This window comes from Vibrio rotiferianus CAIM 577 = LMG 21460, assembly GCF_002741985.1.
GTDB classification, from domain to species: Bacteria; Pseudomonadota; Gammaproteobacteria; order Enterobacterales; family Vibrionaceae; genus Vibrio; species Vibrio rotiferianus.
Genome location: NZ_APHW01000035.1, coordinates 24,500 through 36,677, shown reverse-complemented (window position 1 = coordinate 36,677; position 12,178 = coordinate 24,500). Strand labels below are relative to the sequence as shown.

Below are 12,178 nucleotides of genomic sequence, written 5' to 3'. Positions count from 1 at the left end.
CCCACCTGATTTCCATTCCGAACTCAGAAGTGAAACGAATTAGCGCCGATGGTAGTGTGGGGCTTCCCCATGTGAGAGTAGGACATCGCCAGGCTTGTATTTTATTTTCACTTTTTATGAAAAAGTGAAGACAAAAACTTAGACTTAAATGTCTAACCAGTGCGGAGCGGTAGTTCAGTTGGTTAGAATACCGGCCTGTCACGCCGGGGGTCGCGGGTTCGAGTCCCGTCCGCTCCGCCACTTATTCAGACAAAGCCCTAGCAGAAATGCTAGGGCTTTTTCGTATTTACCATTAAGTTCCCTTCTTCTCAAACCGATCTCTTTTACTTCTTAGTATATGTATGTAGGTGCTTACTACCTTTTTAGTGCCTATTAAATATGGATCTTAATTTATATTCCTGACTCTAAGCATCATTAGTGCACATCTTTAAAAGATAAGTGAGAATCATTATTAATATTTAGTTACACTCACATCAATTGGAATAATAAGTGACTAAATACATGGATATATCTCGTCGACGCTTTCTTCAATCTTCCTTAGCGATCTCTGCGCTTACCATTCTGCCTGCATGTTCTCTATCTAGGAGCACTAACAAACAAGGTCAGCATATATACGACATCACTGCAGAGCCTTCTACTGCAGAATTAGTACCAGGATTTAACACGGATGTACTCGCGTTTAATGGTTCGATTCCAGCTCCTACGATTCGTTGTCGCCAAGGCGAGAAAGTTATTATCCGATTTACCAACAAGCTTTCAGAGCCAACTACAATCCACTGGCATGGCTTGCGAATCCCTATTGAAATGGATGGTGTCCCTTTCTTGAGCCAGCCGCCTATCATGCCAGGTGAAACATTCGTTTATGAATTTACACCGCCAGATGCGGGTACGTTTTGGTATCACCCACATATGAATAGCGTTAAGCAGCTTGGTATGGGGTTAGTTGGTCTAATTATCGTTGAAGAGGCTGAGCCTGTTCAGTTTGATGAAGAACATGAAGTCGTCCTCAAGCATTGGCATTTAGACAAACAAGGTCAGTGTAAGAACCTTATGGTGCCGCGCTTGAGTGCACGTATGGGGACCCCTGGAGAGTGGAGTAGTGTCAACGGTATCCATGAGCCTGTTTATACGTTGAAGCAGAATGCCACTACGCGATTAAGAATTGCTAATGTCGATAACACCATTACTTATCCGATCGCTATAGAAGGCGCAGAGGCTTGGGTTTTTGCTATTGATGGGAATCCTGTTAAAACACCTTATAAGCTCACTCAGCACAAAATTGGTCCAGGAATGAGGTTAGATGTCGGATTGATTGCTCCGAAGGCTGGAGAACGTGTTTATGTGCGTCAAATGAAAGGACGCTTCCCATTCCCTTTGTGTGAGTTCGAAGTTGTCGAGTCTGACCTGCCGACCAACCAGAAACTGCCTTTATTACCTCTTAACCCAGTGCCAGATCTTGATTTGAAAAATGCTGAGCAAATTGATTATGTGTTTGAATGGGAGGGGGCGGTCACTCCTGCCGATAAATCGGGCAAAGCGATACCTAAGTTTTGGCTGATGAATAAACGAGCTTGGGAGGGAATGAGTAAAGATAATATTCCAGCACCGCTTTCAACATTGGAGCTCGGAAAAACTTATATTTTCAACCTTAAGAACGTCACCCAATATCATCATCCTATTCACCTTCATGGGCACACGTTTACTGTTCTTGAGTTAGATGGCAAAAAACTCGATGAACCGTTTCATACCGATACGGTCTTGCTTGGAAAAAACGGCAGTGCGAAAGCGGCATTTGTTGCAGATAACCCAGGGCTTTGGATGTACCATTGTCATGTGATTGAACACATGAAGACAGGTTTGATGGGGTACATCGAAGTAAAGTGACTCCTGTAACTTTTTAAATCTTGATAAGTTTTAAGCGCTATACTTTGCCGAATTCTTAGATTGTATAATCACTATTGCCGTAAATTTGATTACAATGTCGCCATTAACTTTTCTGGGGGAATTATGGGGCAACTATCCGTTTTGGGTTTTATTGCATTGGGTGGCGCATTTGGTGCATGTTCTCGTTACTTAATTTCTGAACTTTGTGTGATGCTACTTGGTCGTGGTTTTCCGTACGGTACCTTAACCGTGAATGTCGTTGGCTCATTTATTATGGGTCTACTGATTGCTGCGTTTGAAACTGAGTTGATGGTCACTGACCCATGGCGTCAAATCATCGGTCTTGGCTTTTTGGGCGCATTAACCACTTTCTCTACTTTCTCGATGGATAATGTGTTGCTTATGCAGCAGGGCGCTTTCTTTAAGATGGGATTGAACGTACTACTGAATGTCGTGTTAAGCATTTCGGCTGCGTGGATTGGTTTCCAATTATTGATGCGTAGCTAGCAAAAACACTCAAATCTTCATCAGGTCGGCTTGGTTTAACCAAGCCGTTTTTATATACTGATTTCACTTGTCGGAGTGCCATAAGGCTGAGACCGTTAATTCGGGATCCGTTGAACCTGATCAGATTAGAATCTGCGAAGGGAACAAGAGAAGATATCTACACCAGAGCTCTATCTGGTCGACCTATCAAATAGTCGAATGTTGTTATAGACGAAGAGCACTCGCTCAATCTGTCTTTAATTCGATTCCTCTTGTCGCATCTATCCGCCAAGCATTTTTATCCCAATACTTTTTATCTAAGCATAACAAAGCAAGGAAAAATGCTATGTCGAGTCGCAAGCAAGCGAGACTGGAAGCAAAACTGTTCATTGATACACTCTCGGTACAACCATACCCAAATTCAACCAAAGTCTACGTAGAGGGTTCACGTCCCGATATTCGTGTGCCAATGCGTGAAATATCACTCGCTGATAGCCTTATTGGAGGTACAAAAGAAGCGCCTATTTTCGAGCCTAATGAGCCAGTACGCGTTTACGATACCTCGGGTGTATACACAGATCCAGAACACACCATAGACCTCTACAACGGCTTACCTAAGCTGAGAGAAGGGTGGATTGAAGAGCGTGCCGATACTGAACTACTTAATGAAGTAAGCTCGGTATACACCAAAGAGCGCCTAGAAGATGAAACGCTAGACGATCTTCGTTACGGCAATCTACCACGTATTCGACGTGCCAAAGGTGGGCAGTGTGTGACTCAGTTACACTATGCTCGCAAAGGCATTATTACCCCAGAAATGGAATACATTGCCCTACGTGAAAATATGGGGCGTGCTCAATACCGCGATGAAGTGTTGAATCAACAACATCCGGGTCAAAGCTTCGGAGCGAATCTTCCAAAAGACATTACCGCCGAGTTTGTGCGTAAAGAAGTCGCTGAAGGTCGCGCGATTATCCCTTCTAATATCAACCACCCAGAATCCGAACCAATGATCATTGGGCGTAACTTTTTGGTCAAAGTGAACGCCAACATCGGTAACTCATCGGTCACTTCTTCGATTGAAGAAGAAGTAGAGAAGTTAGTATGGGCAACGCGCTGGGGTGGAGATACCGTTATGGATCTCTCTACTGGAAGGAACATCCACGAAACTCGCGAGTGGATTCTACGTAACAGTCCGGTTCCGATCGGTACCGTACCAATGTACCAAGCGCTTGAGAAAGTGAATGGTGTTGCTGAAAACCTTAACTGGGAAGTGATGCGCGATACTCTGATCGAGCAAGCAGAGCAGGGCGTTGACTATTTCACTATCCATGCCGGTTTACTACTTCGTTATGTGCCAATGACTGCAAAACGCGTTACTGGCATCGTTTCTCGTGGTGGCTCTATCATCGCGAAATGGTGTTTAGCGCATCACCAAGAAAGCTTCTTATATACCCACTTCCGAGAGATCTGTGAAATCTGTGCTAAGTATGATGTGGCACTTTCTCTCGGTGATGGTCTGCGTCCTGGCTCGGTTGCCGATGCTAACGACGAAGCTCAATTTGCTGAGCTTCGCACCCTTGGTGAGTTAACCAAGATAGCGTGGGAATACGACGTACAGGTGATTATCGAAGGTCCTGGCCATGTTCCAATGCATATGATCAAAGAGAACATGGAGGAGCAGCTAGAGCACTGCCATGAAGCTCCTTTCTACACGCTTGGTCCACTGACGACAGATGTTGCTCCTGGTTACGACCATATTACGTCAGGTATTGGCGCTGCGATGATTGGTTGGTATGGCTGTGCGATGCTTTGTTATGTAACTCCTAAAGAACACCTTGGCTTACCGAACAAAGAAGACGTAAAGGTAGGTATGATCACTTACAAGCTTGCTGCGCACGCCGCTGATTTGGCAAAGGGACACCCTGGTGCACAAGTTCGTGATAACGCGCTTTCTAAAGCTCGCTTCGAGTTCCGCTGGGAAGACCAATTTAACTTGTCGCTCGACCCCGATACCGCACGCGCTTTCCATGATGAAACCTTGCCTCAAGAGTCTGGAAAAGTTGCTCACTTCTGTTCGATGTGTGGACCAAAGTTCTGCTCGATGAAGATTTCGCAAGAGGTACGAGAATACGCGAAAGATACTGAGCAAGTTGCTGCGGACCAAGCTATCTCAATCAAAATGCTGGATGATCCTCTTGAGGGGATGCGTCAGAAATCGCAAGAATTTAGAGACACAGGTTCTGAGCTATACCATCCAGCAGCACATGCCGAGGTAAGTGACTAATGAGCAAAATCCTTATTCCGTCATCATTGATTGAACTGACAGGTTTAGTTCAGCAATGTTTGTTGTTGGCGAAAGAACAGGGTTTTAGCATCGAAGACATTGAGTTGGGTGTGAGCCCAACTCAATCTATTCAGCTTGTTCGCGACCAACAGACCACACGCATAACGACAGATCTTATTGATGGTTATGACTCTGAGCATGAGAGTTCATTTGTGCTCTATTACCGCTCTGCTTTATCGGTAGAAGCGTGTGCTAAGCAACCGTCGAAAGCGATTTATATTGGCATTGCTGATACGCAGGTATCCGATGAAAAGGAGAAAGTGCTTCAGCTTGATATCTGGCGTCACCCAATTAATAACGAAGTGAGAGCGCTTTCCGTTAAGTCCAAATTCAACGCAATGTTCGATCCCGAACATCACCTTGCTTGGACAGTAACGCTGACAGTACTCGATTTTCCTATCGAAGATGCGTTAACACTTGCTCGAGGAATGCTAACTCAACAAGCGAATGTTTCACGTGAAACACTGTTGAATGACAACCTTGGTGAGGGAAGATCTACTCAGTGGGCTGACCAATTTGATGATTTCCCCACACCTGTACTGGAGGATAGCCGACTCGATATTCAAGTTGGTTGGTCTGCACAAGGCGAGAGCGTTAGCTTTCCAACTCTAACTAAGCAAAGCCTAGGGCTCTATCCAGTCGTTGATGATGTTGCTTGGATTGAGCGTCTACTGCCACTAGGCATCAACACTATTCAACTGCGAATCAAGAACCCACAACAAGCCGATTTAGAACAACAGATCATTCGAGCAATTGAGCTAGGTCGTCAGTATCAAGCACAAGTGTTCATCAATGACTATTGGCAGTTGGCAATCAAGCATGGCGCTTATGGTGTTCACCTAGGACAAGAAGACATAGAAGAATCGAATTTGGCTCAGCTAACTAAAGCCGGCATTCGTCTTGGTCTTTCTACTCATGGTTATTATGAGCTACTGCGCATCGTACAAATTCATCCTAGTTACATCGCGCTAGGGCATATTTTCCCAACCACCACTAAACAGATGCCATCGAAACCACAAGGTTTGGTGCGCTTGGCTCTGTATCAAAAGCTGATTGATAGCATTCCTTATGGAAACGCGGAGTCGGTTTTCCATCCTTCAAAAGACAAAGCAGATAGTGACTATGTGCTTGGCTTTCCGACGGTCGCGATTGGTGGCATTGACCAATCTAATGCAGACCAAGTTTGGCAAACAGGTGTTTCTAGTTTGGCAGTTGTGCGAGCTATTACGTTGGCAGAATCACCTCAGCCCGTCATCGAGTGCTTCGCACAACTGATGAAGGAAAGACAGCTAACGTTTACTGATCAGAATAGAGAGTTGGTGGATACCAAGAGAGGCGAGCATGCTCACGGATAAGCAGTTCCTTCGCTATCAACGCCAAGTCGCTCTGCCTGAAATTGCCGAAGTTGGGCAAGAGCGTTTGAGCAAATCGCATGTGCTGATCATCGGTTGTGGTGGATTAGGGAGTGCAGCGAGTTTGTACTTGGCATCAGCGGGCGTGGGTAAATTGGTTGTGGTTGATGACGATGAAGTTGATAGCAGTAACCTACAACGTCAGATCATTTATCGTGAACAAGACCTCCAAGTTGCGAAAACAAAAGCGACTGTAAAGCAACTCACTGACCTTAATTCTATGGTTCAAATTCGTGCTCTCAATAAGCGATTAGACAAAGCACAGCTGCAGCTTGAGGTGATGCTAGCGGATGTGGTGCTCGACTGCACCGATAACATGCCAACGCGCCAGCTAATTAACCAAGTTTGTTTCGAGCAAAATACGCCGCTCATCTCAGCGGCGGCAATTGGTTGGCAAGGGCAATTCGCAGTCTTTGATTACCAAGCCCAAATAGAACAAGAAGTACAGAGTAAAGCCTGTTACCGCTGTTTGTATCCGTTCGACGAATTACCACAAACTCAAAAGTGCAGTGACAGCGGTGTCGTTGGTCCGGTGGTGGGCACACTTGGCAACTACCAAGCGATAGCGGCAATTCAAAAACTGGCGACGGGAAAGTTTCATGTCGAGACTGCCAAGCTACACCTATTTGATGGATTGAAACTGCAATGGCAAACCATGGCGATAAGCAAAGACAAACAGTGCCAAGTGTGTGCTCAGATTTAGCTTACGAGTCATGGGCAGAATTAAGAGAGTTGGAAGCAATGACGTTATCAGAACAACAAACAACACAAATGACCGCTGCTGATTTAGATGTGATCACTATTGTCATCAATGACCAGTCACATCAAGTTGCCAGTGAGTCAAATCTACAGCAAATCATTAGTCAATTTGCGCTGCCTGAAATGGGCTGTGTTTTTGCAATTAATAACAATGTTGTGCCGCGCAGTGAGTGGGCTAGCACAGTTCTTTCACAGGGAGATAGCATCTCTTTGTTTCAAGCGATCGCAGGGGGGGGTAAAGTCGATGCTTAAAATTGGTGATAAACAATTCGAATCAAGACTGTTCACGGGAACAGGGAAGTTTGCCAACAGCCGATTAATGGCAGAAGCGATTCAAGTATCGGGTTCTCAACTTGCGACCATGGCGTTGAAGCGTGTGGATGTGAACGACCAACAAGACGATATTTTGCTGCCGTTAGTACAAGCGGGCGTGAACTTATTGCCGAACACCTCAGGTGCAAAGAATGCTAAAGATGCTGTGTTTGCAGCACAATTGGCGAGAGAAGCGTTAGGTACAAACTGGCTAAAACTGGAAATTCACCCAGACCCGAAGTACTTGATGCCCGATCCAATTGAGACGCTTGCGGCCGCTGAACAACTGGTTCGTGAAGGCTTCATTGTCCTCCCTTACTGTCATGCTGATCCGGTTCTGTGTAAACGATTGGAAGAAGTGGGTTGTGCAGCGGTCATGCCATTAGGTGCACCGATTGGTTCCAACAAAGGGATAGTTTCTCACGATTTCCTAGAGATCATCATCGACCAAGCCAATGTTCCAGTGGTTGTCGATGCGGGTATTGGTGCTCCTTCACATGCCGCGCGTGCGATGGAAATGGGCGCGGATGCCGTTCTCGTAAATACCGCGATTGCAGCTTCGAGCGATCCCGTTGCGATGGCGAGGGCATTTAAGTTGGCGGTAGAGTCGGGGCGTATGGCTTATGAAGCCGGACTTGCTGGTAAGGTTTCTCATGCGGTTGCGTCGAGTCCACTGACGTCATTCCTAGATGAGCTTTAGTCCTAGATTGGTTTAGCTATTAAGCGAGGAAAACATGAGCTTCGTTGAACAATTTAAGCAGCTGAATTGGGACGACATCTCGATGTCGATCTACGCGAAAACGGCACGAGATGTCGAGCGAGCATTGAATAAACCCAAGCGTGATTTGGAAGACTTTAAAGCGCTAATTTCACCAGCGGCTGAAGTGTACTTAGAGCAAATGGCGCAGCTGTCATACTCGGCAACTCGCAAGCGTTTTGGTAATACCATGTCGCTTTATATTCCATTGTACCTTTCTAACTTGTGCGCCAATGCTTGTACTTATTGTGGCTTCTCGATGGAGAATAGAATCAAGCGTCGTACTTTGAATAGAGACGAAGTGGCTGCAGAAGTTGAAGCCATTAAACGCATGAAGTTCGACAGCGTATTGCTGGTGACTGGTGAACACGAAACCAAAGTGGGGATGAAATACTTTCGCGAAATGGTGCCGATGATTAAGCAGCGTTTTAACTATTTGGCGATGGAAGTACAGCCGCTAGATCAAGACGAATACGCAGAGCTCAAGATATTGGGTTTAGATGCGGTGATGGTCTATCAAGAAACGTATCATCCTTCGACTTACGCCGAGCACCATTTGCGTGGCAACAAGATGGATTTCGAATACCGATTGGATACACCCGATCGTCTTGCAAAAGCAGGCATCGATAAGATCGGTATTGGCGCTTTAATAGGGTTGGAAGAGTGGCGTACCGATTGCTTTTATGTGGCAGCGCACTTGGACTATCTAGAGCGCACGTATTGGCAGACTCGTTACTCGATTTCTTTCCCACGTTTACGTCCTTGTGAGGGGGCCAGTTCTTTAAACGGAAAGCAGCCAAAATCAGTTATGACGGATAAGCAGCTTGTGCAGTTGATTTGCGCTTATCGTTTGTTGAATCCAGAAGTGGAGTTGTCATTATCGACTCGTGAATCACCGAAGTTCAGAGACAATGCATTACCGTTAGGCATCACCAGTATGTCTGCTGCATCAAAAACTCAGCCGGGGGGGGTTATGCGATGGATGATGTTGAACTCGAGCAGTTTGAGATCAGCGATGAGCGAAGTGCTGGTTCTGTGGAAGAGATGATTCGAGCCAAAGGATTTGACCCTGTATGGCGAGATTGGCACTTAGCGTATTCCGGTTAAGTAATAAATAAAGCCACTAGTCATCGTTATGTTTCACGTGAAACATAAGTAAAAAAGAGGGTTGATGCAAAACATCAACCCTCTACTTTTTCTAGCTTCTAGCTTCTAGCTTCTAGCTGTGTGCTACTGGTAGCGTTGCTTGACGAAGCCACTCTTTCACATCACCTTCAACTAGCGGGCTGATCTCATCCCATACCTTCTGATGGTAGTCATTCAGCCAAGCAAGCTCTGGACGAGTTAGCATATCAACATTGATGTTGCGCTTGTCGATTGGGCAACGTGTTAGCGACTCAAATGACAGAACAGGGAAGTCACCGTTAGTTGGGGTTTCAACAACAAGCTCTAGGTTTTCAATACGGATACCAAACGCATCTGCACGGTAGTAACCTGGCTCGTTGGAAAGCACCATACCTTCTGTTAGAGGCACGTCGATTTGCTTCTTCGAAATGCTCGCCGGACCTTCATGAACACTTAAGAAGTGACCAACGCCGTGACCAGTACCGTGATCATAATCGTAGCCTTCCGCCCATAGGTGCTGACGAGCTAGTGTATCGATTTGGTAACACGTGTGCCTTTCGGGAAACGTGCACGAGCGACACCGATGTGACCTTTTAGCGCGAGAGTGAATTGTTTAATCATCTCTTGTGAAGGCTGACCGATCGCAATTGTTCGCGTGATGTCTGTCGTGCCATCTAGGTACTGACCGCCTGAATCCACTAGGTAAAGCGTGTTCAGTTCTAGCTTGCCAGGTTCAGGTTGGTTCTCGTGGTTGTAGTGACACATCGCCGCGTTGCCACCCGCAGCTGAAATAGTATCGAAACTAAGATCCATAAGTGTTGGGTCTTCGCTACGGAATGCTTCCAGTTTGTCTGCCAGCGTCGCTTCATCATGCAGGTTACCCGCAACGACTTCTGCATCTAACCAAGATAGGAACTTACTCATCGCCACGCCATCACGGATATGACACGCTTTCATACCTGCGATTTCAACTGCGTTTTTCGCTGCTTTTGGCATTAGGCATGGGTCAGCTTTACTCACCACTGATGCGCCAGCGTTTTGTAGAACCAGCTTAAACCATGCGTTACTTGTCGCAGGGTCAACCAGTACATTCTTGCCAGTTAGGGTTTCTAGTCGTGGTTGCAATGCTTCAGGGTGATGAATTGTTACGCCAGCACCAACGTGAGCGTCAAACTCAGCAGGTAGGCGAGCTGGATCTAGGAAGTATTCCACGCTTGAATCTGAGTGCAGAATCGCGTGAGAAAGCAGAACTGGTAGGCGTGATACATCAAGACCACGAACGTTGAGCAACCAACAGATAGAGTCAAGTGCTGTGATTACTGCGCTGTCTGCGCCGGCTTTTTTCACTAGCTCTGCGATTTCTTGGCGTTTGCTTTCACTTGATTGACCAACCGCTTCTGTTGCCATTAGGCGAACATCAGAAACCACAGGAGCAGGGCGGTCGTGCCACAGCTCATCAATTGGGTTGCTGTCGAGAATCTTAAGCTCAAGTGCACCTGCAAGTTTTGCTTGTGCCATGTCTAACCAAGCAGAGTTGTGCATGCGAGGGTCGATTGCCACAGATGCGCCATTTGCAAGATGGTCTTTAATCCAATCTAGTGCAGGCTCTTCAATCAGGTGACGGTATTCGAATAGATCAGCAGGAACCTGCTTAGTGACTTGTACCGTGTAGCGACCATCAACAAAGATAGCGGCTTTGTCTTTGGTGATTACCGCAGCACCAGCAGAACCGGTAAAACCAGTTAGCCAGTGTAAACGCTCGTTGTGCGCCGGTACGTATTCGCCCAAGTACTCGTCTTCATGTGGGACAAGTAGGGCATCAATATTATGTTGTGCTAGCCATTCGCGAATTGCATTCACGCGGCTTAGGGTATTGTTGTGCATCTGTGTTATTCCTTCAAATTACCGCTCCTTCATGCTCAGGTGTGGGAGCTGTTTCCATCTGCTTCATGCAGTTTTTGAGTCTATTGAGGTTCGCAATCACTTCAATAGAGCCGGAGTACAACAGGCCATAGATGAGCCAAAAAGGACTATCGACTGTTAAGCTACTCATATTACATTAATAGAGCAAATTGCGTTCAGGATTTTTATCTAAGATGATCGGTTTTCTTCGTGATCATGGTACGCAACCAAGTCAAAGCTGGGTCATTCTCTCTGTCTCGGTGCCAGAACAAAGTGTAAGCCATTGGAGGAAATTCGAGTGGAAGAGGCAGCAATGCCATGTCATGTTGTTTGGCTGCCAGCTTCACAAAGTGGCTTGGCGCGGTAAACACAAAATCGGTGTAAGAGCATAAACTGGCGGCACTGTTAAAGTCCGGGACGGTTACCGCAATATCACGTTCACGACCAATGTCGGCTAAACGATAGTCGAGCAACCAACGGTCGTTGCCATCACAACGTACCTGAACATGACGCAGGGCTAGGTAAGCTTCTAAGTTCCAATTACCACTCAAAGCCGGGTGGTCTTTACGTACGATACACATCTGGTGGTCGCGATAGATTTCCTGTTCGCAAATGTCATCTGGCGGCAACATGGTTAGTTTGGCGTCGTTGATGTCGATATCTCGACCTGTCATGCCCAAATCGATCTCACCACGCTGAATCATCTTGAACGTTTGTTCCGACCAAGAGTGGGTACTGATGGTCACGCCTGGCGCTTGTTGGAATATTGCCGGTAAGAAGTGGGGCAGAATCAACGGGTAGACACTCTCTACCGCAGCTATTTGAAAGCGGTACTCGCTGCTCTGTGGTGAGAACTCTTCGGGTTGAGTCAGCACCTCAAGTTGGTTTATCAACAGATCCAGTTTCGGTTTAAGGAACAGTGCGCGTGGTGTTGGCGTCAATCCGTGTGAGTTTCGAGTGAATAGGGGATCATCAAATTGGGTACGTAATTTCGCTAAGGATTTGCTCACGGCAGACTGACTCAAGCAAAGTCGGTGGGCGGCTCGGGTAACATTCAACTCTTCAATCAGCACTTTAAAACAGACCAGCAAATTGAGGTCGATACGTGCCAGTTTCTCTACGTTCACAGTGATTTTCCCCATTGGAATAATGGTCATGAGTATACATCATTTCCATTCATATCATCAGATGATT

The 12,178-nt window shown here is 46.3% G+C and carries 9 protein-coding genes, 1 tRNA gene, 1 rRNA gene, 2 pseudogenes and 1 riboswitch; of the genes and pseudogenes, 10 read left to right on the top strand and 3 right to left on the bottom strand.

The annotated features are described in order from the left end of the window. The 10 genes and pseudogenes from rrf to thiH all read left to right on the top strand — a co-directional run. A 5S ribosomal RNA gene (rrf, locus tag B853_RS14950) occupies nucleotides 1-94 on the top strand; the annotation flags it as partial. A 69-nt stretch (nucleotides 95-163) separates the two neighbouring features. After that, nucleotides 164-240: transfer RNA gene (locus B853_RS14945), tRNA-Asp, on the top strand. Nucleotides 241-501: 261 nt separating this feature from the next. After that, entirely contained in the window at nucleotides 502-1,884 is a 1,383-nt protein-coding gene (locus B853_RS14940; protein ID WP_038885418.1) for a multicopper oxidase family protein, read from the top strand. Between the two features lie 123 nt (nucleotides 1,885-2,007). Beyond that, complete coding sequence (gene crcB, locus B853_RS14935; protein WP_005430379.1) at nucleotides 2,008-2,391, top strand: fluoride efflux transporter CrcB; 384 nt, start codon at nucleotides 2,008-2,010, stop codon at nucleotides 2,389-2,391. 61 nt (nucleotides 2,392-2,452) lie between these two features. Beyond that, nucleotides 2,453-2,551: riboswitch (TPP riboswitch) on the top strand. A 165-nt stretch (nucleotides 2,552-2,716) separates the two neighbouring features. Beyond that, entirely contained in the window at nucleotides 2,717-4,657 is a 1,941-nt protein-coding gene (thiC, locus tag B853_RS14930) for a phosphomethylpyrimidine synthase ThiC (protein ID WP_038885417.1), read from the top strand. Then, nucleotides 4,657-6,072, top strand: a complete 1,416-nt coding sequence (locus B853_RS14925; protein WP_038885416.1) for a thiamine phosphate synthase — start codon at nucleotides 4,657-4,659, stop codon at nucleotides 6,070-6,072. The genes thiC and B853_RS14925 overlap by 1 nt, the downstream gene beginning before the upstream one ends. Next, complete coding sequence (locus B853_RS14920) at nucleotides 6,059-6,832, top strand: HesA/MoeB/ThiF family protein (RefSeq protein WP_038885415.1); 774 nt, start codon at nucleotides 6,059-6,061, stop codon at nucleotides 6,830-6,832. Before B853_RS14925 ends, B853_RS14920 begins: the two co-directional genes overlap by 14 nt. Before the next feature lie 38 nt (nucleotides 6,833-6,870). Continuing rightward, nucleotides 6,871-7,140 (top strand): sulfur carrier protein ThiS, encoded by a 270-nt coding sequence (thiS, locus tag B853_RS14915; protein WP_128826903.1) that lies wholly within the window; start codon nucleotides 6,871-6,873, stop codon nucleotides 7,138-7,140. After that, entirely contained in the window at nucleotides 7,133-7,900 is a 768-nt protein-coding gene (locus tag B853_RS14910; RefSeq protein ID WP_009703039.1) for a thiazole synthase, read from the top strand. The genes thiS and B853_RS14910 overlap by 8 nt, the downstream gene beginning before the upstream one ends. A 34-nt stretch (nucleotides 7,901-7,934) precedes the next feature. Continuing rightward, a pseudogene (thiH, locus tag B853_RS14905) lies at nucleotides 7,935-9,064 on the top strand (2-iminoacetate synthase ThiH). A gap of 112 nt (nucleotides 9,065-9,176) precedes the next feature. Here the strand turns inward: thiH and B853_RS26490 are convergent. From B853_RS26490 to B853_RS14895, 3 genes and pseudogenes are all read right to left on the bottom strand, one after another. Beyond that, nucleotides 9,177-9,308 (bottom strand): M24 family metallopeptidase C-terminal domain-containing protein, encoded by a 132-nt coding sequence (locus B853_RS26490; protein WP_249027416.1) that lies wholly within the window; start codon nucleotides 9,306-9,308, stop codon nucleotides 9,177-9,179. A 147-nt stretch (nucleotides 9,309-9,455) separates the two neighbouring features. Beyond that, nucleotides 9,456-10,966: pseudogene (locus B853_RS26485) on the bottom strand (M24B family metallopeptidase); the annotation flags it as partial. 203 nt (nucleotides 10,967-11,169) lie between these two features. Further along, nucleotides 11,170-12,111, bottom strand: a complete 942-nt coding sequence (locus B853_RS14895; protein WP_010444599.1) for a LysR substrate-binding domain-containing protein — start codon at nucleotides 12,109-12,111, stop codon at nucleotides 11,170-11,172. Between the last annotated feature and the right edge of the window lie 67 nt (nucleotides 12,112-12,178).